The sequence below is a fragment of the Stieleria sedimenti genome (assembly GCF_025060895.1).
In the GTDB taxonomy this organism is placed as follows: Bacteria; Planctomycetota; Planctomycetia; order Pirellulales; family Pirellulaceae; genus Stieleria; species Stieleria sedimenti.
In genome coordinates this window covers 1-22,722 of sequence record NZ_JANZKV010000021.1, presented here as the reverse complement: position 1 = coordinate 22,722, position 22,722 = coordinate 1, and the positions used below count along the sequence as shown (strand labels likewise).

General features: G+C 59.4%; 18 protein-coding genes. 14 read left to right on the top strand and 4 right to left on the bottom strand.

What is annotated here, in order from left to right; all coding sequences use genetic code 11:
* Positions 1 to 28 precede the first annotated feature (28 nt).
* Positions 29 to 658: a Holliday junction branch migration protein RuvA gene (ruvA, locus tag NZK35_RS03510; RefSeq protein ID WP_259631217.1), complete on the top strand. Its 630-nt coding sequence runs from the start codon at positions 29 to 31 to the stop codon at positions 656 to 658.
* A gap of 364 nt (positions 659 to 1,022) precedes the next feature.
* Here ruvA and rny read toward each other — a convergent pair whose 3' ends face one another.
* A complete protein-coding gene (rny, locus tag NZK35_RS03505; protein ID WP_407699761.1) occupies positions 1,023 to 2,612 on the bottom strand; it encodes a ribonuclease Y in 1,590 nt (529 codons plus the stop codon).
* A 312-nt stretch (positions 2,613 to 2,924) separates the two neighbouring features.
* On the opposite strand from rny, the gene tilS reads away from it, so the two are divergent.
* The gene (gene tilS, locus NZK35_RS03500) at positions 2,925 to 3,980 is read left to right on the top strand and encodes a tRNA lysidine(34) synthetase TilS (protein ID WP_259631215.1); all 1,056 of its coding nucleotides are present in this window, start codon (positions 2,925 to 2,927) and stop codon (positions 3,978 to 3,980) included.
* 127 nt (positions 3,981 to 4,107) lie between these two features.
* Positions 4,108 to 6,213 (top strand): FAD-dependent oxidoreductase, encoded by a 2,106-nt coding sequence (locus NZK35_RS03495; protein ID WP_259631214.1) that lies wholly within the window; start codon positions 4,108 to 4,110, stop codon positions 6,211 to 6,213.
* Positions 6,214 to 6,244: 31 nt separating this feature from the next.
* On the opposite strand, the gene NZK35_RS03490 is transcribed toward NZK35_RS03495, so the two are convergent.
* On the bottom strand, positions 6,245 to 7,957 hold the full coding sequence (locus NZK35_RS03490) for a cation:proton antiporter domain-containing protein (protein WP_323379602.1): 1,713 nt from the start codon (positions 7,955 to 7,957) through the stop codon (positions 6,245 to 6,247).
* Between the two features lie 386 nt (positions 7,958 to 8,343).
* Here NZK35_RS03490 and NZK35_RS03485 point away from each other — a divergent pair, with 386 nt between their 5' ends.
* Entirely contained in the window at positions 8,344 to 8,664 is a 321-nt protein-coding gene (locus NZK35_RS03485; protein WP_259631212.1) for a hypothetical protein, read from the top strand.
* A gap of 129 nt (positions 8,665 to 8,793) precedes the next feature.
* Entirely contained in the window at positions 8,794 to 8,979 is a 186-nt protein-coding gene (locus NZK35_RS03480; protein WP_259631211.1) for a hypothetical protein, read from the top strand.
* 90 nt (positions 8,980 to 9,069) lie between these two features.
* On the opposite strand, the gene NZK35_RS03475 is transcribed toward NZK35_RS03480, so the two are convergent.
* Positions 9,070 to 10,863, bottom strand: a complete 1,794-nt coding sequence (locus NZK35_RS03475; RefSeq protein ID WP_095736354.1) for a 30S ribosomal protein S1 — start codon at positions 10,861 to 10,863, stop codon at positions 9,070 to 9,072.
* A 522-nt stretch (positions 10,864 to 11,385) separates the two neighbouring features.
* Entirely contained in the window at positions 11,386 to 12,489 is a 1,104-nt protein-coding gene (locus NZK35_RS03470; RefSeq protein ID WP_259631210.1) for a glucose 1-dehydrogenase, read from the bottom strand.
* A gap of 570 nt (positions 12,490 to 13,059) precedes the next feature.
* On the opposite strand from NZK35_RS03470, the gene NZK35_RS03465 reads away from it, so the two are divergent.
* From NZK35_RS03465 to NZK35_RS03425, 9 genes are all read left to right on the top strand, one after another.
* A complete protein-coding gene (locus NZK35_RS03465) occupies positions 13,060 to 13,737 on the top strand; it encodes a helix-turn-helix transcriptional regulator (RefSeq protein WP_259631209.1) in 678 nt (225 codons plus the stop codon).
* Between the two features lie 59 nt (positions 13,738 to 13,796).
* Complete coding sequence (sufC, locus tag NZK35_RS03460) at positions 13,797 to 14,621, top strand: Fe-S cluster assembly ATPase SufC (RefSeq protein WP_259631208.1); 825 nt, start codon at positions 13,797 to 13,799, stop codon at positions 14,619 to 14,621.
* A 54-nt stretch (positions 14,622 to 14,675) separates the two neighbouring features.
* Positions 14,676 to 16,088, top strand: a complete 1,413-nt coding sequence (sufB, locus tag NZK35_RS03455) for a Fe-S cluster assembly protein SufB (protein WP_259631207.1) — start codon at positions 14,676 to 14,678, stop codon at positions 16,086 to 16,088.
* 201 nt (positions 16,089 to 16,289) lie between these two features.
* The gene (gene sufD / locus NZK35_RS03450; protein WP_259631206.1) at positions 16,290 to 17,609 is read left to right on the top strand and encodes a Fe-S cluster assembly protein SufD; all 1,320 of its coding nucleotides are present in this window, start codon (positions 16,290 to 16,292) and stop codon (positions 17,607 to 17,609) included.
* Between the two features lie 115 nt (positions 17,610 to 17,724).
* Entirely contained in the window at positions 17,725 to 18,045 is a 321-nt protein-coding gene (locus tag NZK35_RS03445; RefSeq protein WP_095736315.1) for a metal-sulfur cluster assembly factor, read from the top strand.
* 11 nt (positions 18,046 to 18,056) lie between these two features.
* Entirely contained in the window at positions 18,057 to 19,073 is a 1,017-nt protein-coding gene (locus NZK35_RS03440) for an ATP-grasp domain-containing protein (RefSeq protein WP_259631205.1), read from the top strand.
* A 109-nt stretch (positions 19,074 to 19,182) separates the two neighbouring features.
* On the top strand, positions 19,183 to 20,199 hold the full coding sequence (locus NZK35_RS03435; protein WP_259631204.1) for a hydantoinase/oxoprolinase family protein: 1,017 nt from the start codon (positions 19,183 to 19,185) through the stop codon (positions 20,197 to 20,199).
* Positions 20,200 to 20,339: 140 nt separating this feature from the next.
* Positions 20,340 to 20,915, top strand: a complete 576-nt coding sequence (locus tag NZK35_RS03430; protein ID WP_259631203.1) for an amino acid kinase family protein — start codon at positions 20,340 to 20,342, stop codon at positions 20,913 to 20,915.
* A complete protein-coding gene (locus NZK35_RS03425; protein ID WP_259631202.1) occupies positions 20,912 to 22,645 on the top strand; it encodes a carbamoyltransferase family protein in 1,734 nt (577 codons plus the stop codon). Before NZK35_RS03430 ends, NZK35_RS03425 begins: the two co-directional genes overlap by 4 nt.
* Positions 22,646 to 22,722 lie beyond the last annotated feature (77 nt).

Sequence of the window (22,722 nt, the reverse complement as noted above, 5' to 3'; positions counted from 1 at the left end):
TTTTTCCCCCTTTTAAACGGCACCACACGTGATTCTGAACATCGCCGGAAAGCTGACCCAAGTGACTGAGTCATCGATCGCGATCGAGTCGGCACCTTTCGAGTACGAGGTCTTGGTCGGCGACTACACCCGCCGGCAGTTGCAATCCAAGGTCGGTCAATCGATCCGCTTGCACACGATGGACTACATCGAAGGCAACGCGCAGGGTGGCGGACGGTTGACGCCGCGGTTGGTCGGGTTTGCGACCGAGCCCGAGCGTCAGTTCTTTGACCTATTTTGCAGCGTGGACGGTGTCGGCGTGAAAAAGGCGCTCCGCGCGATGGTCCGGCCGGTCAAAGAGCTTGCGGTGATGATCGAGCAGCAAGACGCCAAGGGGTTGTCGGCGCTGCCGGGAATCGGACCGGCGACCAGCGAGCGGATCATCGCAAAATTGAGGCGGAAGATGCCGCGATTTGCGTTGATGGTCGACCAAGCCGGCCCGGCGGGCGAGACCGATTCGGAAAGCAACCGCGTCGTCAGCGAGACATTTGACGCGCTGATCACACTCGGTCACGCCGAGGCCGAAGCGAGGCGATTGATCGATGAAGCGTTGGCCACGAAGAAGAAGTTTAAAGACACCGAAGCGCTGCTGACAGCGATCTATCAGAAGTCCGTTTAATGGACTCTCGTTCCCGGGCTCCGCCTGGGAACGGGATGTCCGTGCGTTCATTCGCAGGATTTTGGCGGTTTCCATTCCCTTGGGGGCTTCGTGGGATCAGCCGTTTGGCGCCAGCCTACGGGCCCTCCGTTGTTGGCGAGGCCCGAACGCTTGCGCGAATCGGCTGATGTCAATCGTGTGTTTGATGCCCAACCGCTCCCTGCTCATCGAGGGTCCATCGCAGAATCGATTCGGCAGAAATTTAGCGATGGAGCGAGACGGCGATTTTGCGCAGCCCTGGCCCCGCCTTCGGGCCGGCGTCCGCGTGTGGCGGAGCCACACCTACCTTGCGTTCTCAAGGCGGAGCCTGGGAGCGAGGTGAGGCCTACTTGGCGACTTCGGTGAAGGCGGTTTCTCGGAGCACGGTGACTTTGATTTCACCGGGGTACAACAGTTCGCGTTCGAAGGCTTTGGCGATTTCGTGACAGACGACGGCGGCTTGTTCGTCGCTGGTCGTGGTGCTGTCGATGATCACCCGCAGTTCGCGGCCGGCGCTGATGGCGTAGGCTTCGCGTACACCGTCGAACCGTCGCGCGATCGATTCGAGTTCTTCCATGCGTTTGATGTAGCGTTCCAGCGATTCGCGCCGCGCACCGGGGCGACTGGCGCTGCAGGCGTCCGCGGTCGCAACGACCATCGTGTAGGGGTGTTCGACGACGATTTCATCGTGATGTCCCAGTGCCGCGTGTACGACTTCGGGGCTTTCGTTGTGGCGTCGCAGCAGGTCCGCACCGATCTTCGGATGGCCGCCTTCCAGCTCGTGATCGGCCGCTTTTCCGATGTCATGGAGCAATCCACAGCGGCGGGCCACGTCGCCGCGCATCCCCAGCATTTCGGCGATCATCCCGGACAGGAACGCCACTTCGACACTGTGCCGCAGTACGTTTTGGCTGTACGAGGTTCGGAAGTGCAGTCGGCCCAGCATTTCGATCAGCCGGTCACTCAGTCCGGGGACGTCGACTTCATCTGCCGCCTCACGTCCTTTTTGAATGATCAGCTCGTTGATCTGTTGTTTGGTTTCTTCGACGACCTCTTCGATCTTTGACGGATGGATGCGGCCATCGGCGATCAGGTTGGCCAGGGAGCGACGGGCGATTTCGCGGCGAACCGGATCGAACCCGCTGACGATCACCACGCCCGGGGTGTCGTCGATGATCACGTCGATGCCGGTGGCTTTTTCGAACGCTCGGATGTTGCGGCCTTCGCGGCCGATGATCCGGCCCTTCATGTCGTCGGTCGGAACGTCGACGGTGCTGGTCGTCGAGTCGGCGGTGTAGGCCGAGGCGTACCGCTGGATCGCGGTCAGCAGCATTTCGCGGCTCTTTTCTTTGATCGTCTCGTTGATCTGCTTCTTTTTCTTCAGCAACAGTTTCCCGCGTTCGTGTTCCAGTTCGTCGTCGAGCGCTTTCATCAATTGCTCGGCGGCTTCGGCTCGGGTCATCCCCGAGACTGCTTCGAGAACCTTTCGTTGCTTGCGTTCGAGCGATTTCAGCTCGTCGCGTTGTTCGGCGAGCGATTTGAGTCCCGCGTCCAACCGTTGTTGGCTGTTTTCCAGACCGCGTTGCTGTTTGCGCAAGTCCGCCTCCTGGTTGTCCAACTGTTCGGCTCGTCGATCGAGCGTCTGCTCTCGGCTCATTTGCAGCCGCCGCGCTTCGGTCAGTTCCGCTTCTCCCCTGGTCTTGATCTCCAGCGATTCTTCCTTGGCCTCCAGCAGAATCTGTGTCTTCAACGCCTCGGCTTCGCGATTCGCTTCGTCCATCAACTTGTCGGCTTTTTCCGCCAGCCGAATCTTGTAGGCGGCGGCTTTCCAGCGTTGATACCCCATCATCAACACTGCACCGGCTAGAACGCCGGCGAGTGAATACAGAAAGAAAAGTTCGTCGAGAAATGACGCGAGGGGCAGGACGTGGGGCAAGGGAGCCTCGGATAGCATATGAATTGCGCAGTCACGCTCGGGCAGTCACGCTCGTGAAGTTACGCTCAGGTGGATGGAGGAGACCGGTCGACGAGGTGACGATCGCAGGTGAAAAACTCGGCGACGGTTCGACGAAGATCCTACCAAATTTCCTTTCGCCGTGGGTGGTTGGTTTGGCAACCACACCGGTTGCGATTGTCGGCCATGATTCTACGGCAGCCTCTCCGGGCTCCCCCCGAATCGGATTGTTTTTTACAACTAGCCGACCGGCCGGACAGACCGCCAGACCGGCTTTTTCCAGCCCACGGTTCCATGACAAATCCATCTCCCTGGCAGAATGTTCGCGACGCGATCGAATCGGCGTGGCCGGCGTCGCGTTATCGGGATCTGGGCGTCGTGGTCGGTTGTAGCGGGGGTGCCGACAGCGTCGCGCTGCTGCGGTCGCTGGTCGAATCGGTCCGCCATCCCGCCGCCCACTCGCCGCCGCGGGGCTTCATCGTCGTCGCTCATTTCAATCACCAGTTTCGCGGCCGGGAATCTCATGCCGATGCCGAATTTGTCCGCCAATTAGCGGAGCAACTCGCGGTGCCGCTGGAAACGGAGTGTGGCCAGGCGGCGGAGCAAGACGAGGCGTCCGCGCGGAACGATCGCCGCGAGTTCTTTCGCACCGTCATGCGGCGACACGGCGCCCGCTACCTTGCCCTGGGCCATTCTCGCGACGACAACGTTGAAACCGTCTTGTATCGGCTGATGCGTGGAACCGGGCCGGCGGGGATGGCGGGGATCGCGCCCTTTCGCCCCTTCTCGGACGACCCTTCCGGTAGCGATTTTGTGATCGCGCGACCGATGCTCGACCTCGGTCGCGACCAGATTCGCGACGCCCTGCGGTCGATCGATGCTCCTTGGCGGGATGATGCCTCGAACCGATCCAACACCTATCGGCGGAATTGGATTCGCAACGCGTTGCTGCCGACCATGCAAGCCCAGTTCCCCCAGGCCGTTCCCGCCATTGCCCGCGCGATCCAAGGCCAACGCCAATGGCTGGACGCCTTGCAGCCGGTCATCGATCGCTGGTTGGCGGCGGTCCAGATTCGGGAAAAACCGCTCACGCTGCGACGCTTGGATCGAATCGGCGGCGAGGCGGAAATGGGGCCCACCGCGAAACCGCTCGGGGACCAAGCCGTCGCGATCGAGGCACTGCGGCGGTGTTGGCAACGATCGGGATGGCCGCTCCGGGACATGGGCCAGTTTCATTGGACGCGGGTTTTCGAAATGCTCTCTGGTCGCGGACCCGATGCGTTGACGTTGCCCGGTGCCATCGAAATCCGCCGGGATGCGGATTCGTTGACGCTGGTCCGTCGTACCTGATGATTGACTAAACTACCATCCTTCTAAACTCTCCCTGCCCGGGCCGACCCGACGCGTTGATTCGCTCGACTCGCTGGACCGCGACTCCCCATCATTCCCGTCGTCATTTCACCAAGACATCCCCCCCATGAAAACGAAATTCTTGATCGCGTTGGTTCTCGCAATTCTTCCCAGGGGTTTGGCGGTTGCCGCCGAGCCGACCACGTCGGACGTGGTGATTTATGGCGGAACCTCGGCAGCCGTGACCGCCGCGGTACAGGTCAAGCAGATGGGCAAGTCGGTCGTCCTTGTTTGTCCCGACAAGCACCTCGGTGGTCTTTCCAGTGGCGGGCTGGGATGGACCGACACGGGGAAAAAAGAAGTGATCGGCGGACTGGCCCGTGATTTTTATCATCGAATTTATCTGGAATACCAAAAACCGGAAGCGTGGAAATGGCAGTCCCAAGACAGTTACGGCAACAAGGGACAGGGCAATCGCGCGATCGACGGCGAGAATCGGACGCAATGGATCTTTGAGCCCCACGTCGCCGAAAAAGTCTTCGAAGACTACGTGGGCGAGTACAACATCCCGGTGCACCGCGACCGCTGGCTCGACCGCCAATCGGGCGTCGAAGTGGTGGACGGTAAGATTGTCTCGATCCGCATGCTCAATGGGGAAACCTATCGCGCCAAAGTGTTCTTGGACGCCACCTATGAAGGGGATCTGCTGGCGGCCGCCGGCGTCCCGTATCACGTCGGACGAGAGTCCAGTGCGCAGTACGGCGAAAACTGGAACGGGGTGCAAACCGGAGTCTTGCACCACCAGCATCACTTCGGCAATCTGCCACCGATCAGTCCGTACCAAACGCCCGGAGACCCCGGCAGCGGAGTTCTGCCCCGGATCAGCGCCGATCCGCCCGGCGAGAAAGGTGCCGCCGATCACCGGGTTCAAGCCTATTGCTTTCGAATGTGCTTGACCGATCATCCCGACAACCGGGTCCCGTTTACCAAGCCCGACGGTTACGACCCATCACAGTACGAGTTGCTCGCGCGGATTTATCAGGCCGGCTGGGATCAGACGTTTCGCAAATTTGATCCGATTCCGAACCGAAAGACCGACACGAACAACCATGGTCCGATGAGCACCGACAACATCGGATTCAATTACGACTATCCCGACGCCTCCTACGAGCGCCGCCGCGAGATCATTCGCGAGCACGAAACGTATCAAAAAGGGTGGCTGTATTTTCATGTCACCGACCCGCGTGTACCCGACGAGATTCGCACGAAGATGCAATCGTGGGGTTTGGCCGCGGATGAATTCACCGACAACGGCAACTGGCCGCACCAGATCTATGTCCGCGAAGCGCGGCGAATGATCGGCCAGTACGTGATGACGGAAAACGAGTTGCAAAAACGACGTGCGACGCCGAAGTCCGTCGGAATGGGGTCCTACTCCATCGATTCGCACAACGTCCAACGCTACATCACGCCCCAGGGGCACGTGCAAAACGAAGGTGATATCGGTGTGTCGACCGGCGGTCCGTACCAGATCTCCTATGACTCCTTGGTCCCCAGGCGATCCGATTGCACCAACTTGCTGGTACCGGTCTGCGTTTCCAGTTCGCACATCGCGTTCGGCTCGATCCGGATGGAACCCGTCTTCATGATTCTCGGTCAAAGTGCGGCAACGGCAGCCGTGCTGGCGATCGAAAATGGAACCGACGTTCAGGACGTCCGCTATGAAGCGTTGCAAGACCGGCTTGTAGCCGATGGGCAGGTGCTCGAGTACGAAGGCAGCGACAGCGGCGGCGCGGGGTTGCGTCCCGGTGATTTTTCCGGGGTCGTGTTGGACAACACTTCGGCGAAACTGGACGGTTCATGGCAGACCAGTCAAGCCAATGGTCCGCATTTCTTGACGGGTTATCTGCATGATTCCAATACGAACAAAGGCAATTCCCGCGCGACGTTTGAAATCAAGCTCGATGCCGGAACCTACGACGTGCAATTGGCTTATCCGGCGAACAAGAATCGGGCGACCAATGTTCCGGTCCAGGTCACCCATGCCGATGGGTCGGATTCGCTGACGCTCAATCAGCGGAACAAGCCGGCGATCGAAGACGCCTTCCGCTCGCTGGGGCGATTCCGCTTTGATGCCGCTCAACCGGCCCGCGTCGTGATCGGTAATCAGCTCACCGACGGGTACGTGATCGTCGACGCCGTTCGATTCTTGCCGGTGAAAACCGGCGAATGACGCGAAGGGGAATCTCTGAACGTCAATACCGCTAAGGTCTCAGCCCTGCCTGATCCGCGGCGTCTTCGAGGAAGTAGTTGATGTCGGCGTGCTTGTCCGCGTGCAGGATCTCGTAGGCGTGTGCCGCGCTGCGGGCATGATAGAGTTGCTCGACGAGATTGGCGTCGCGGGTGATGGCCGTCGCGAAGGCGGAGAGCACCTGCAGGTGGCGGCTGCGTTCGAGTTCCGGTGTTGCCAGCAGCAACACCGCATGAACGCGTCGGTCGTCGAAGGTCTCAAATTGCAGGCCTTCGGCGCTCAGCCCCAAGACGCCGCGTATCTCGTCGCCCTCGCCATCGTCCAGGATGGCGTGTGGGATCATCAGTCCTTGCCCCAAGTAGGTCGATAACTCGGCATCACGGGCCAAGACTCGTGCAATAAAATCTTCCTGTGGCAGTTGCATCTTGGAGGTCGCGTAAAGCTGTGACGCGAGTTGCCGAATGGTCGCTTCGCGATCGCTTCCGGTCAGCCCGACCGAAATCCGCTGCTCCTGTAAGAAGTCCAGTAGCCGGGGGCGGTCCTTGTGGTCTTCGCCAGATCGGACAAGCGCGAATCGTGTCGCGCTCGGTCCGAGCAGCTGGTTGATCGCCAGTGCCGACAGTCCGACCGTATTGACGATCGTTCGGACCTCTTCGCTGAAACCCGAGTTCTCGCCGGTCACCAGCAGGATCAATCCGACCGCGACACCGCCGTGTGGCAGGAGTGCGATGCCGAGGTAGCCGCGGACGTTGTCGGTCACCCCGGACAACGACATCGCGGAAAAGGCGCTGACGCATTTGCCGATCAACCGTGCGGTGAAATACAGTCCGACCAAGGCAGCGGCGCTGGGAACCAAACCGAAATCCAGTCGCATGCCGGCAAACGTAAAGAACAAAGCGAACAGCGCGCCGCCGATGGTTTGCAAATAGGCTTCGCCCGAACGCACCAGGTCGTGCTGGAGATTAGTCAGCACGATGCCCGCAAAGGTGCACGCCAGAATCCCTCCGGACGTGCCGAAGCTGGCGGCCAGTCCCCATGAACCCAGCACAGCGGCGACGATCGTCGGCCCCAAAAACGCCGGGCTGACGATCGTTCGCGTCAAGATGATCGCGATCAACGCACAGCCGCCGCCGATTAACAATGTCACTCCAAACTGAACGAACACGCTTAGCAACGCATGTGCCCAGCCTGCTTGGTCACCCAGGAACGTGGTGGTGAACACGAACACGGCAACGGCGACCATGTCGATCAAGCCGATCGCAGCCAGCAAGGTGCGGGTGAGAATGCCCCGTGCACGAGCTTCTTGAATCACCAACACCGTTGTCCCCGGTGCACCCGCGATCGCGATCGCGGCCAACAGGAGTGCCGGCTGAGCAGTCATCACGTCGCCACCGGGAACCAGTGGCCCGACAAAATAAAGCAATGCACCGACCAACACCGGCGTAATCAGTGTCTCGCCCAGCAATAACAATCCGATGCGTTTGCCGGTGTTGCGTAGACTGGCAAAATAGAGGGTCGCCCCCACCGTGAATGCAATGAACCCCAGCACAAAGTGCATGTACGGCAAGAAACGATCCAAGGCTTTGGGATCCACCCCCGTATCCATGCCGGGAAGGGCGATCCAGCGAAGCAGAATGCCCGTTGCGATCCATCCGGTCACCTTCGGCAAGCGGAGCAGGGCGAACAATTCGCCGCCGATGATGCCGATCACCAAGACCGTTGCCATGTTCAGCAGCGGGTCTTCGAGGTGAAGGTTGACGGAAGCGTGAAACATTTTAGGTGTCCTCGCCGATGTAGTTCACGACGGACGCCCGCCAACAAAAAGAAAAGCCGATCAATCAACAAGCAAAATGAAAAAGGCACCGCATGTTTCACTGCAGGCGGATCATCTGGCGGCATCGTTGATTCTGCCGCCGATTCGGCCCCGGTGCGACACTACTTTAAAGCCTTCAGTTGTCAACGGATACCGTACTACACCGGCACGGATCCGTCGGTAGGGTTCACGCTTTGCCCCCAGAGTCGAATGGTGGCGGATTGATCCGGTGTCCGATTTCATTGGTAGACGTCCCCTTGCGTTGCGAGCGATCGAATCGAAACGGAGGACCGCGGGGCATGGCGATTACCATCAAACCAACTGAAATCGCAGACGTCGACGCGATCTTCGCTCTGCGAAATGACCCCGACGTGCTGCGACATCAGTACCAGCCCCGGAAAGGCGAGACGCCCGCATCGTTCGAAAAAAATCTGGCCGGTCACCCCAACGTCTTGGGCATCCCCTTTCGTTGCACGTCGATCTTTGACAACGGCGTTTTGGTCGGGCACGTGATGCAGCATTTTGGTCCGGGACCGGAGGGACGTCGCTTCGATCCGAAGACGATGTGCCGGCGATCAAGGCGACCGATCCCGGAGCCATCGTCGTTGGGGCGGCGGTGAATGTGATTTATGAAATCGAGTATTGACCAACGGCCATAAACTAATTCCTCGCTAAATGCGAAGGTTGTTCATGGCCGTTGCCAAATTCGGCCTTGTGTCGACAGCAATGCCCAGGAGGGACCAACTTCAATGATGAACCCACGGTTTAACGGGATGCGCACGGGGGCCGAGAGCGAGAACCCCTATCAGCCACCTGCGCAGATTTCGAACTCGAACGTTGAGCACGAAAACGTACCGATGGCAGTGTGGTTGGTGTCGATGTTTTTGATCATGGTTCTGCCGGGCATCGTCTTGCTGATCGCATCGTTGCTGTAGCAAAAAAAAAAGCGGAGCCGTCGTCGGCTCCGCTTTGGGCAGGTTTCATGTTGGGCCCGGTCGATCTCGATCGCGCCTTCGAGGGCTGGGTCAGCCGCCGGTCGGGAACAGGGGGCCTTCGCCGCTTCCCAGGCCACCCTTCAGGTCGCCTTCTTGGGACGGCATGCTGCCGGTTTCGGCGGCTTCGGCTTCCGCCGCGGCGCGTTCTTGCTCTTCGCCCCAGTCCACGCGTTTGAGCGAGAGGCCGATCTTGCGCTCGTCGGTGTCGACACGCAGCACCTTGACTTCGATCTCGTCGCCGACCTTGACGACTTCTTCCGGGTTCTCGACTTTGTGTTCGGCCAGTTCGCTGATGTGCAGCAAGCCTTCCAAGCCGTCTTCGAGACCGATGAAGACACCGAAGTTGGTGATCTTGGTGACGTTGCCCTTGACCAGTTGGCCGGGCTGATACTTGTCCGGAATGTCGCCATCCCAGGGGTCGTTATCGAGCTGCTTGAGTCCCAGTGCGATGCGGCGACGTTGTTCGTCGACACTCAGCACGCGGCACTGAAGCTCTTGGCCTTTTTCCAGCAACTCGCTCGGATGGCCGATCTTTCGGGTCCAGGACATGTCGCTGACGTGCAACAGGCCGTCGATGCCTTCTTCCAATTCGATGAAGGCACCGTAGTTGGTCAGGTTGCGGACCTTGCCGGTCACGTCGGTACCCTCGGGGTAACGCTCCAGAACGTCGTCCCACGGATTCTTTTGGGTTTGCTTCATGCCCAGCGACAACTGCTGGCCTTCCGGGTCGACGCCCAGGATCTTGACTTCGATCTTGTCGCCGATGTTGACCAATTCGCTGGGGTGATTGACCCGTTTGGTCCAGCTCATCTCGCTGATGTGCACCAGGCCTTCGATGCCCGGTTCCAGTTTGACGAACGCACCGTAGCTCATCACGTTGACGACTTCGCCGTCGTGATTGGAGTCGACCGGGTACTTCTCTTCGATGTTCTCCCACGGATTGCGGTCTTTCTGCTTCAGTCCGAGCGCGATCTTTTGTTTTTCGCGATCGATGTGCAGCACCTTGACTTCGATTTCCTGGTCGATCGACACCATTTCGGTCGGGTGCGAGATGCGTTCCCAGGCCATGTCGGTGATGTGCAGCAGGCCGTCGATTCCGCCCAGGTCGACGAACGCACCGAAGTCGGCGATGTTCTTGACGATCCCTTTGCGGATCTGGCCGACTTCCAGTTCTTGCATCAAGTAGGCGCGGTCTTCTTCGCGTTGATTTTCGATCAGCGAGCGCCGGCTGATGACGATATTGCGACGGGTGTCGTCGATCTTCAGCACTTCGGCTTGGATCACGCGGCCGATGAAATCGCCGATGTCGCCGGGGCGTCGAATGTCGACTTGGCTGCCCGGCAAGAAGACGTTGACGCCGATGTCGACCAGCAAACCGCCTTTGATCTTTCGGATCACGGTACCGGTGACGACCTGGCCTTCGCCGATCTTCTTGATGATGTGTTCCCACTCGATGATCTTTTCCGCTTTGCTCTTGCTCAGCGCGATCATGCCGTAGGGGTCGTCGGCGGCTCCGTAGTTGTCTTCCATTTCCTCGATGAGGACCTGGACGGTGTCACCGACAGCCGGTTTCGCTTCGTCGGGGCCCCATTCATTCAGGTTAACCGTGCCTTCGCTTTTGAAGCCGACATCGATCAGGGCCCATTCGTCGTTGATCTCGACGATTTTGCCGTCAACGATTCGCCCTTGGGCGTAATCTTGCTGCTCGGCGTGCTGCAGGAAATCGAGCAGCCAATCCTCCGTTTCCTCCTCTGGCGCCAAGACGGCCAGATCGTTGAGCATGTCGTCGTCTTCGAGGGAACGGATCAGATTGCGGTTGACCATGGAATTTTCCGATTCGGAATCCGTCGATGAGTCCAGGAGATGCCGGCGGACCGAACGTGCTGGTCCGGTGGGAGGGCGGCGAAACATCACGCCGCGGCAAAAGACTCTTCTGCCGTCAAACGTCCCGCAGGTGAAGGGCGGTCTGGAATTCGCGGGCGACAGATTCGTGGGTTGGAGGAATGAAATAACATCCGCTGCGGACATCGCCCCTAAATGATGAAGGTCGCGACGCATGCCGGCGATGAAAGCTGACGTGCCGTCCGTCGTCGACGGGCACACGTTCACTCGCGCCAGGCGCAGGGTCGGGCAACTTGCCCGAAAATGGTAGCGCGGAAGATTACCAAACGCTGGGCCCCCCCACAACAGCATTTCTCGGGATCTTGCTTCCCTTTGGCGGAAGAACGGAGGGCTCGCGCCCTGCCGCTAAAAAATGCTTGACAGCGAACGCTTCCGGGACGCCTCAGCCAGGGGCGGTGGGTGGCCCCTGCTAACGGATGTGAACGTCCATCAACAATCCGTCCATCAGCCCTCGGCGATGTTCACAAACACTTTCAAAGCGTCTTTGTCTTCCACCAGCAATCGCATCATTTCTTCGTATTGGTCCAGCCCGTCGACCGGGTGCGTCAGGATCTTGTCCAATACGCCGGGGAACATCATGTCGCCCAACGCCAAGTCCCGGATGCCGCTTTCGAAGTGCGTGCGGTTGGCGTTGACGCTGCCCAGCAGCAGTTTGTTGCCGAGCACCCAGTTCAGATTGACGCTGTCGGAGGGGATTTCGATGTTTTCGTCGCCCCCGGTGATGCTGGTCCAGACGACCACGCCGTTGTGGCCGACGTGTTGCATGGCGTCGAACGCGAGCTTGCTGCTGCCTGTCGCGTCGACAATCAGGTCCGGTTTTCCGGTTTGCGCCGCCAACGCTTCGACCGATTTTTCACGTGTGCTGACGTAGGTCGCCTCCATTCCGGTGACAATTTCGCTCTTCAGGTTTGGCGCCTCACCGCGCGCAATCGTGTAAACCTCAAGACCGCGAAGCCTCAGGATCAGCGTCGTCAGCAATCCGATTTGCCCCGACCCGAGAACATAGGCCAGTTTGGGTCGCCAGACCTTCATCCGATGCTGGGCCTCGTAAGCCTGTTGGACCGCTTTGGCCGCACAGCTCATCGGTTCTTGCAGCACGTGCAGGTGCTTGAGCCCCTCGGGGACGCGGACGATGTATTCCTCTTCGTCGGCAAATTTCTCCGTCATGAAGCCGTGGCGCAGATTGATGCCGCGCTCGTAGTACGTCTCCTCGCTGGTCATGTCGTTGGTCCCGATCACGTCGTAGATCGAGCCGCCGGGTCGGCGAACCGTCGCGGTGACGTAGTCGCCCGGCTTGACGCGACGCACGTTGGGGCCGACTGCTTCGACGATTCCGAAGGACTCGTGGCCGATCACCAGAAAGTCATCGCCCTGGGGCGCATTGCCGTACAACGCCTCATTGATTTCGCGGTCGGTGGCGTCCACTCCCACCTTCAGGGTTTTGACAAGCACCCCCTTTCCGTCGGGGAATTGGTCGAGGGAGGGTTCTTCGATTTCGGTCAGGTGAACGCTATTGGGGGTGCCCGGGGTAACCGCGACAGCTTTCATCGTTATTGGCTCGGGGGGAGAGTCATTCGTCAGGTGGTGGGCCGTCAGCAGGGAGCTGGCCTTCGGCGGACGCGGAATCGTACCAATCGGACGGATCAGTGTTCAGGGGGCGCGGGACTGGGCATCGCGGTGGGACACTCAGCAGACGAATTCCTCCCGGCAGAGCGAGCGAAGCGAACACCGCCGGAACGGTAATGGACAGTCCAAGCGACCCCGCCGGGCTACGCTGTGAAGCATTTTCCCCATGCGTTTCTTGACGTTTTAGCGGTAGGGCGCGAGTCCTCCGGTTCTTCATCACTGCCAAAACACCGGAGGGCTCGCGCCCTGCCGCTAAAAAATGCTTCACAGCGTTGCCTTTCGGGGCGGTGCCTGCACCGCAGGCGGATTGGGCCCGCCGTTTGGCCATTTCACCGGCGTGGCGGCAGGCTAACGGCGTGCAGATTTCCGTTGACGCGGTGACGGGGAGATTCTGGCTTTCTTTTTTAGCAACGATGGTTGTCAAAAATCGGTTGTGCTGTAACAGTAGGGGTGTCGTTTCTGTGTTTTCCCGTTCCTCGAAAAGGCCCCGCGATGAAATCTGAGCCGCACCTGGAAAGCGGACCGATCCGCTCGGTCGATCGCGACTTGTTGCTGGCGATGCGTAGCGGCGAGCTGATCGGAATTGGGGAGTTGACGGAAAAACTGGACGTCACGGCGACCGCCGTTCGTCAGCGGATCGAGCGTTTGCTCGCTCGTGGGCTGATCGAGCGGGAGAAGGTCGTCGCCGGTCGCGGTCGGCCCACGTTTCGGTATCGGATCACCGACCAAGGCAAGCGGATCAACACAGCAGATTCGACCGAGTTGGCCGAAGCGATGTGGCACGAGATGCTGTCGATCGAGGACCGGGACTTGCGAAACCGCATGCTCAGCAGCGTGGCGACGCGGCTCGGACGCGAATATGCCGCTCAGCTGGACGAGAGCGCGCCGCTGGAGGAACGCATGCGTGTTCTCTCGCGGTTGTTGTCGTCGCGTCGCGTGGTCAGCGATGTGAATTCGGCGGGCGAGCTGCCGGTTCTGGACATCAACGCCTGTCCGTACCCGACGCTGGCCGACGGAAGTGAGGACCACACGATGTGTCACCTCGAGGAACAGGTCCTCTCGGAAGCACTTGGCAAACCGGTACAGCTAAGCCAGTGTCGTCTCGACGGCGATTCGTGTTGTCAGTTTTCACCGGCTGCCACTGTCATCTCCGACGGCTCAACCACCTGACCCGAACGTTCAACCAAGCATTCAACCACCCTTCACCACCCACCATTCCAACCATAGTCATGACTCACGTTCTGAAAATTGAAGACCTGCACGTGTCGGTCGGCGACAAGCCGATCCTCAGGGGCGTCAACCTGACCCTCAATCACGGCGAAACGCACGCGCTGATGGGCCCCAACGGCAGCGGGAAAAGCACGCTGGGTTTGGCGATCATGGGCCACCCCGGATACGAAGTCACTTCCGGTTCGATCACGCTCGATGGGAAAGACGTGTTGGAGATGGCACCCGACGAGCGGGCTCGCGCGGGGATCTTCATGGCGTTCCAGCGACCGATGGCGATTCCCGGTGTGAAGATGGCGGACTTCCTCCGTCACGCGACCACCAACGTTCGTCGTCCGGATCGAAAAGAAGGCGAAGAGCTGATTCCGATGCGTGAGTTCCGCAAGGAGCTTCGCGAAAAGATGGAACACTTGCGGATGGACAGCGAGTTTGCCCGGCGCTACGTCAACGACGGTTTCTCCGGCGGTGAAATGAAACGCGCCGAGATTCTGCAGTTGGCGATGTTGCAACCCAAATTCGCGGTCTTGGATGAAACCGATTCGGGGCTGGATGCGGACGCCGTCCGATTGGCCAGTGAGTCGATCGCAGACATCGGGCACCAGAAAATGGGTCTGCTGATCATCACCCACCACGACAAGTTGCTCGAGCACAATCCCCCGGATTTCACGCACGTCATGCTGGGCGGACGGCTGGTCGAAACCGGTGGCAAAGAACTCGCCGAAGAGCTGCATCAGCACGGCTACGACCGGATCCGAAAGGCCTATCCGGATGCCGAAGCCCTCAACCAAAAATTGCTGGCCGAGGACGCCGAAGAAGCGCTGGCTTGAGCCGGCACCGAAGGAACTTAAGAATCACCCCCCTCTCCGTTTTGGAGCTTTGATATGTCAACCGACGCACCTGCCGAACCCAAGACCGAAATCGGCGAAATCAACAAGTACAATTTTCGCACCGAGACCACCGGCGTCTTCAAGGCAAAGAAGGGGGTCAATCGCGAAGTCGTCAACCAGATCTCCGATATCAAGAACGAACCGGACTGGATGCGAGAGTTCCGGCTCCGCTCTCTCGATATCTTTGAATCCAAGCCGACGCCCAAATGGGGCGGGGCGATCGATATCGATTTCCAGGACATCTTCTATTACCTCAAACCGACCGATCATCAGGGAAAGACCTGGGATGACGTGCCGCAGGAGATCAAGGACACGTTCGACAAGCTGGGCATTCCGGAAGCGGAAAAGAAGTTCCTCGCCGGCGTGAAAGCCCAATTCGAAAGCGAGGTCGTTTACGGATCGCTGGAAGAAGACCTGGCGAAAAAAGGAGTGATCTTCACCGACACCGACACCGCAGTCCGCGAACATCCCGAACTGCTGCGAGAGTACTTCGGCAAGATCATCCCACCCGAAGACAACAAGTTCGCCGCGCTCAACAGTGCGGTCTGGTCCGGTGGGTCGTTCATCTACATTCCCAAGGGCGTGTCGATTGATTTTCCGCTGCAGGCGTATTTTCGGATCAATGCGGAAAGCATGGGGCAGTTCGAGCGGACGCTGATCTTGGTCGATGAGGGTGCCAATGTGCACTACGTCGAAGGCTGCACAGCGCCGATGTACAGCACCGAGTCGCTGCACAGCGCGGTCGTCGAGGTCGTCGTCAAACGCAACGCACGTTGTCGCTACACGACCATCCAGAATTGGGCCAACAACATTTACAACCTGGTCACCAAACGGGCATACGCTTACGGCGACGCGACGATGGAGTGGGTCGACGGCAACTTGGGTAGCAAGTTGACGATGAAGTACCCCGCGGTACACATGATGGAGCCCGGTGCACGTGGCGAGATCCTGTCGATCGCGTTCTCCAGCGCCGGTCAGCACCAAGACGCTGGTGCGAAGTTGGTGCACGAGGCGCCCAACACCACCGGTCAAATCATCAGCAAGAGTATCAGCAAAAACGGCGGACGCAGCAGCTACCGCGGTTTGGTCTCGGTGCATCCCGGCGCCCACAACAGCAAGAACAATGTCGTCTGTGACGCGCTGATCTTGGACGCGGAAAGCCGTAGTGATACGTACCCGTACATCGAGGTGAGCGAGCAGGATGTTCAAATCGGTCACGAGGCCAGTGTGTCTCGGATCGGTGAAGAGCAGATGTTTTACTTGCTCTCGCGTGGGCTGACCGAGCAGGAAGCGAGCACGATGATCGTCAACGGATTCATCGAGCCCCTGGTCAAGGAGTTGCCGATGGAATACGCGATCGAAATGAACCGTCTGATCCAACTGCAAATGGAAGGCAGCGTCGGATAGCGGCGACGGTGTGGGATCGGCTTCCAGGCCCGTCAAGCTCCGGCTCGACAGGCTGAACGTGATCCCGCTGGATATCGCCCTCGTTCCCAGGCTCCCGCCCGGGAGCGCTCTAAACCGCAGGCTCCGCCTGCACGCCAGTAAGCACCTCGGGCCGGCCGCCACGCCGCCCCCATCGAATCAAAACCAAGCAAACGAATTTCCATGTCACAAACCATCACACACGCTTTTGATGCCGCCGGGTTTGACGCGTTACTTGCCAGCCAGTCCGAGCCGGATTGGTTGACGACGCTGCGTCGCGAAGCGTTTGAACACGCCCAGGCGATGAGTTGGCCCGAGCGTCGCCACGAGGAGTGGATTCGAACCGACATCCGCATCTTCCAACTCGGCAAATTCGGGTTGCCCGTGCTGGATCCGGCCGATTGTGATCTGGCCGAAACCGAGCCGCTGCACCAGTTGGTCGAAGGTGTCGCGTTGGGCGGTCGAATCGAGACGGTCGACGGTTGCATCACAAAGGAGTCGCTGGATGAAGATTTGGCGGCCAAGGGCGTCGTCTTCGGCAGCCTTTCGAAACTTGCCCTGTCGCATCCCGAACTCGTTCGCCCCTACTTGTTCACCGCCTTTGATCCCGATCACGACAAATTTGCCGCACTCCATGCGGCGTTCATGTCCGGCGGGCAATTTCTGTATGTGCCCCGCGGTGTGGTCATCGATCGCCCGCTGCACATCGGGTCGATTTTGACCGACGGCGGCACCGACACGACGCACACCTTGGTGGTTTTGGAGGATGGTGCCGAAGCCACCTTGCTGCACGAGTCCAACAGCACCGACTCCGGTGGTGCGGGGCTCCATCTGGGGTCGATCGAATTGGTTCAGAAACCGGGATCGAACCTTCGCTACGTCAATCTGCAGGAGTGGGGGCACAAGACCTACCACTTCGCCCAGCAAAAAGCGGTAATCGACCGCGATTGCTCGCTGCAATGGACGATCGCGGCAATGGGCTCCTCGCTGTCGAAGGTCAATCAGTCGGTGGATTTGGTCGGTCCGGGTGCCCATAGCCAGGTCAATGGTGTGATGTTCACCGAAGGCCGTCAGCATCTGGCCTACCACACCTTGCAGCACCACAAAGCGGAGAGTTGCCGAAGCGACTTTCTGTACAAAGCGGCCCAGCAGGACAAGAGTCGCACGGTTTGGCGGGGGATGATCAAGGTCGATCCGGCGGCTCAGAAGACCGACGGGTACCAGCGCAATGACAATCTGGTGCTCTCCCACCACGCCCGGGCGGATTCCATCCCGGGATTGGAGATCGAAGCGGACGATGTCCGTTGCACCCACGGCAGCACGACGTCCAAAGTGGACGAGGATCAAATCTTTTATGCCCGTTGCCGCGGTTTTACTCGGAAGGAAGCAACCCGTATGATTGTGACCGGGTTCTTTCAGCAGATTTTTGACCGAATCACGATCGACAGCGTGCGGGAAGCCCTCGGAGCGGCCATCGCTCGCCAAGTCCGAGAATACGAATAAAAATTCCGTTTCAATTTTCATGTTCCAGCATGAGACCCCACAGATTGGAACTTGGAACTTGGAACTTGGAACTTGGAACCTAAAACCCGAAACCTAAATCGCCCGGAAAGAAGATATGGCACTTGCAGAAGACAAGGTTCGCGAATCGCTCAAGCAGGTGATCGATCCCGAGTTATACGTTAACATTGTGGACTTGGGGCTGATCTATGTTGTCGCGATCGGGGACGAGAAGGAAGACGGGCGTCACGATGTGACGATCGAGATGACGATGACCAGTCCGATGTGTCCTGCGGGACCGCAATTGGTTGCCGGGACGAAAGCGGCTGCTGAGGAACTTGAGGAAGTTGATTCGTGTGAAGTCAAAGTTGTGATGGAACCGGCGTGGTCGCCGGATCGGATGACGGACGAAGCACGTGATCATTTGGGCATTTTTTAAGGGATTGTGACTTGAAGGTTTTCGTCGGGGAATACATCTGCGGCGGCGGCGTCGCAGATCAGGCGATCGACCAGATCCCGCCTTCTTTGCGGAAGGAGGGGGAGGCGATGCTTCGGGCCTTAGTGGAAGACCTTTCGGCATTCTCCGAAACGACGGTCGTCCTCGAGGATCGCTTCGAAGTGTCCGTCAACGCCACGCATACCGTTGACTTTGATGCAGGGCGTCCGCTCTGGGCGCAATGGGTCTCGGCCGCCAAAGACTGTGACGCGGCCTTGATCATCGCGCCCGAAAGTGACGGGGTGCTGGCCAAGGGCGTGGCATCGTTGCGCAGCAGCGGTGTGGAAGTGATCGCCGGAAGCGGTGATTTTCTTCGCGTGGCCAGCGATAAACTGCTCACCGCCCAGGTTTTGCACAGCTCCGGTGTCGCTCATCCGCCCTACATCGCCGTCGGCGACGAACGGATGGTGGGTGTGGTGGCTGGCTGCGAGCGATTTGTCGTCAAACCACGCGACGGATGCGGTACGCTCGCGATCGCGACGTTCGACGATTTCCGCGAGGCCCGCAAATCACTCAGCAACAATGCGCTGATGCAAGGGTGGGTCCCCGGCCGCAGCATTTCGATCTCGCTGCTATCCTCCGGCAATTATCAGACGTTCTTACCGGCGGTGTCCCAACAGATCAGCGAAGGGATGTGCGAGTACGTCGGCGGTTGCGGACCGCTGAATAACAACGCCCAGCGGCGTGCCACCGCGTTGGCCGCCCGAGCGATCGCCGCAATGCCGCCGACCGCGCGCGGCTTCGTCGGCCTGGATTTGATCTTGGGCGAAACGCCGAGCGACGATTGTGTCATCGAAATCAATCCTCGGCTGACGACGTCTTACGTCGGTTTACGCGAGATGATTCACGGAAACCTCGCCGCGCGATTGTTCGACATCGAAACCGGGCCGGTCAGTTGCAAGGCCAGCGTGAACTCGGTCCATTGGACGGCCGACGGTAAAGTGAAAATTGACGCGCCACAGACGGTGTGACTTGTGGGATAGGCTTCCAGGCTGGTCGCTGCTGAAATGACAGGCTGGAAGCCGATCCCACTGCTTTTTCCACTCGATCACCAGCGTCTCGCATCACGCTTGTACCTCTATGTCGAATCCCACTCCCGCTTCGGAGCCTGTCACGCTGGGGGTCGACATCGGCGGGGCGAATTTGAAATACGCAGACACGCAAGGCAACGTGTCGTCGGTCGAGTTTCCGCTTTGGATGCGACCGGATGAGCTCGCCGGCCAGCTAACAGCCGACTTCGCCGCCTATCCCGACGTTTCACGCGTGGTGGTGACGATGACCGGCGAGCTGGCGGATTGTTTTCTAGATCGGTGCGTCGGCGTGCAACACATCGTCGATCAGGTCTGCCGGGCGGTGACGCAAAGCGGACGGTCGGCGCCCCTTTTTTACGCCGTCGATGGGCACGTTCATCCGGCGGCGTGGGCGATGGAGCATGTCGATCTGGTTGCCGCAGCCAATTGGCATGCGCTGGCGAATTGGGTCGCCCGGCGCTTTTCGCCGCAGTTGTCCGGCGGCGGATTGCTGGTCGATATCGGGTCCACGACGACCGACCTGATTCCGCTGCGTGACGGTGGGATTGCAACCCCAAGCCGGACCGATTTCGATCGGTTGTCCGAAGGATCTCTCGTTTACCTCGGCGGCGGGCGAACCCCGGTCTGTGCGTTGGTCGATCACCTCGATTGGCAGGGGCGTCCCGTTGCGGTGATGCGGGAAGTGTTTGCCACGATGGATGACGTGCGATTGTTGTTGGGATACCAAGCTGGCGATGCTTCGGATTGCCGCAGCGCCGATGGCAAACCACGCGACGCCTTTCACGCCGCCAATCGAATCGCACGGATGATCGGGCTGGACCACCGTACGGTGGACTTGGAAACTGCGAAACGATTGGCGATCCAAGTGCACCAGCGGGCCCGAGCGATCGTTTCGGAGGCGATTGCGGCGTTTGGCGGCAGCGGTCCGCTGGTCGTCAGCGGGCACTGCAGCGATTTACTGCCCACCAACAGTGACGTCCGCCAACGGATTTCACTTCCCGCGACGTTGGGTGAGGATGTCTCCCGCTGCGCACCGGCCTTTGCGGTCGCGCACCTTGTGGGATAGGCTTCCAGTATTCCGTGTCAGCTCTGGCGTAGGTCACGCTGTGCGTGACAAGAAGAACTATTTAAACCCGACTGCCCGCGCGGACCCTGCCGACGTGATTCCGCGGACCGCTGCCACCTTTTCCACTGGCTCCACCAACCATGCGACGTGTCATCAAAATCGGCGGGAGTCTGTTGTTGCGAGACAGGCTCTCGGATTCGATTCAGGCATGGGCCGTGAGACAACCGCCCGCACAAACGATCGGGATTGTCGGTGGCGGTGAATTGATCGATGCGGTGCGTCGTTTGGACGCCGCCTTCCCCGGTCCATCGAGGTGGGTGCATTGGCAGTGCGTCGGACTGTTGCGGACGACGTTCGAGTGGCTGGGCCCGCAACTGGATGGATGGCAACTTGAATCGACTCCCGAGGAGTTCGAGCGACTGAAACGGTGTCACGAGTGTGACAGCCATCTGGTCGCGGTCGACGCCTTCTATCATGCCGCGACGGAGTCACCGTTGCCCGAAGACTGGACGACGACGACGGATGCGATTGCGGGTTGGTTGTCCATTTTGGTCGGTGCCGATGAGTTGGTGCTGCTAAAATCGTGCGACGTCGACGCCTCACGTTCGCTGACCGAACTGGCCAGTCAAGGGGTTGTCGATGCCGCTGTTGCAATGTTGGCCGACCAGTTGCCGCCGGTTCGTTTTGTCAACCTTGCCGCCGAGGCCGATCGATGACGGCAATTCTGGGTCTGTCCGCTTTCTATCACGATTCCGCCGCGGTCCTCTTGATCGATGGCGAGATCGTTGCCGCGGCACAGGAAGAACGTTTCACGCGCAAAAAGCATGACGCGACGTTTCCGATCCACGCGATCGAGTTTTGTTTGCAGCGGGCCGGGATCACCGCCGACGAATTGGACCACGTCGGTTTTTATGAAAAGCCGCTGTTGAAATTTGACCGACTGTTGGAAACGTATCTGTCGTTCGCGCCGCAGGGATTCCGCTCCTTTTGGAAAGCGATGCCCGCGTGGATGACGGAAAAGCTGCATCTTCGACGCGAGATCCGACGGGGACTCGGAAATGGTTTCAAACGCCGCATCGCGTTCTGTCATCACCACCAATCTCACGCGGCCAGCGCGTTTTTTCCATCGCCGTTTGACCAGGCCGCGATTTTGACGATGGACGGCGTCGGTGAATGGGCCACGACCACGATGGGCGTTGGACAGGGGAACAAGATCCAGCTGACCGATGAAATCCGGTTCCCCCACTCGCTCGGATTGCTGTACTCCGCGTTCACGTACTACTGCGGTTTTCGTGTCAACTCCGGCGAATACAAATTGATGGGACTGGCGCCGTACGGACAACCCAAGTATGTCGACGTGATCAAAGATCGGCTGCTGACCATTCATGATGACGGTTCGTTCCACCTGAATCTGGACTATTTCGGATACTGCCAGTCGTTGCGGATGACGACGCCGAAGTTTTATCGATTGTTCGGTCGACCGCCGCGGCAGCGAGACAGCGAGATCGAGGATCTGGATCGCGACTTGGCCGCTTCGATCCAGGTGGTGACCGAAGAGATCGTGCTGCGTTCGGCACGGCACCTGTACGACAAAACAAAGTGCAGCAACCTGTGTTTGGCCGGCGGCGTGGCGCTCAACTGTGTCGCCAATGGACGCGTGCTTCGCGAAGGCCCGTTCGATTCGATCTGGATCCAACCGGCTGCCGGTGACGCCGGCGGCGCGTTGGGCGTTGCGCAGTTCATCTGGCATCAATTGCTGGACAAGCCGCGACAGCCGACCGCAAACGACGCACAACGCGGCAGCCTGCTCGGGCCGGAGTCTTCGAGTGATCAGGTGCAGTCGGTGCTTGATCGGCAGGGGGCGGTCTATGAAGTGATCACCGATCCGGCAGAACTCGATCGACGGACGGCCGCGCTGTTGGCCGAGGGGTTGGTGGTGGGGCGATATGCCGGTCGCGCGGAATTCGGACCGCGGGCGCTGGGCAATCGCAGTATCCTCGGCGACCCCCGTTGCAGTGACATGCAGTCGACGATGAATTTAAAGATCAAGTTTCGTGAGTCGTTTCGTCCCTTCGCGCCCGTCGTCTTGCTCGATCACGTCGGTGAGTTTTTTGATTTGGCCGATCGGCACACCAGCCCATACATGTTGTTGGTCTGTCAAACGAAAACCGACACGCTGCCGGCGGTCACCCATGTCGATGGTTCGGCTCGCGTGCAAACCGTCGACAAAGAAAAGAATCCGCGGTTCGAAGCATTGTTGACGGAGTTCTATCGGCAGACCGACTGCCCCGTGCTGATCAACACCAGCTTCAACGTCCGCGGTGAACCGATCGTCGGATCGCCAGAAGATGCCTATCGGTGCTTCATGAAAACTCAGATGGATGCGCTAGTGATCGAAGATTGTTTGTTGGTGAAAGCTCGGCAGGGAGGGGGGAGGACAGAATGATATGCCAGCGGGACGCGTTAGCGAGCGGCACGTGCTGGGGATGAGGTGCAGCGCGAAGAAGGCAAAACGATGGGGGC

What these genes read in the sequence shown, in the direction of transcription:
- tilS (WP_259631215.1), top strand. Translation starts at nt 2,925, where the DNA reads ATGACAAATCCATCTCCCTGGCAGAATGTTCGCGACGCGATCGAATCG.
- NZK35_RS03495 (WP_259631214.1), top strand. Translation starts at nt 4,108, where the DNA reads ATGAAAACGAAATTCTTGATCGCGTTGGTTCTCGCAATTCTTCCCAGG.
- NZK35_RS03490 (WP_323379602.1), bottom strand. Translation starts at nt 7,957, where the DNA reads ATGGCAACGGTCTTGGTGATCGGCATCATCGGCGGCGAATTGTTCGCC.
- NZK35_RS03485 (WP_259631212.1), top strand. Translation starts at nt 8,344, where the DNA reads ATGGCGATTACCATCAAACCAACTGAAATCGCAGACGTCGACGCGATC.
- NZK35_RS03480 (WP_259631211.1), top strand. Translation starts at nt 8,794, where the DNA reads ATGATGAACCCACGGTTTAACGGGATGCGCACGGGGGCCGAGAGCGAG.
- NZK35_RS03475 (WP_095736354.1), bottom strand. Translation starts at nt 10,863, where the DNA reads ATGGTCAACCGCAATCTGATCCGTTCCCTCGAAGACGACGACATGCTC.
- NZK35_RS03470 (WP_259631210.1), bottom strand. Translation starts at nt 12,489, where the DNA reads ATGAAAGCTGTCGCGGTTACCCCGGGCACCCCCAATAGCGTTCACCTG.
- NZK35_RS03465 (WP_259631209.1), top strand. Translation starts at nt 13,060, where the DNA reads ATGAAATCTGAGCCGCACCTGGAAAGCGGACCGATCCGCTCGGTCGAT.
- sufC (WP_259631208.1), top strand. Translation starts at nt 13,797, where the DNA reads ATGACTCACGTTCTGAAAATTGAAGACCTGCACGTGTCGGTCGGCGAC.
- sufB (WP_259631207.1), top strand. Translation starts at nt 14,676, where the DNA reads ATGTCAACCGACGCACCTGCCGAACCCAAGACCGAAATCGGCGAAATC.
- sufD (WP_259631206.1), top strand. Translation starts at nt 16,290, where the DNA reads ATGTCACAAACCATCACACACGCTTTTGATGCCGCCGGGTTTGACGCG.
- NZK35_RS03445 (WP_095736315.1), top strand. Translation starts at nt 17,725, where the DNA reads ATGGCACTTGCAGAAGACAAGGTTCGCGAATCGCTCAAGCAGGTGATC.
- NZK35_RS03435 (WP_259631204.1), top strand. Translation starts at nt 19,183, where the DNA reads ATGTCGAATCCCACTCCCGCTTCGGAGCCTGTCACGCTGGGGGTCGAC.
- NZK35_RS03430 (WP_259631203.1), top strand. Translation starts at nt 20,340, where the DNA reads ATGCGACGTGTCATCAAAATCGGCGGGAGTCTGTTGTTGCGAGACAGG.
- NZK35_RS03425 (WP_259631202.1), top strand. Translation starts at nt 20,912, where the DNA reads ATGACGGCAATTCTGGGTCTGTCCGCTTTCTATCACGATTCCGCCGCG.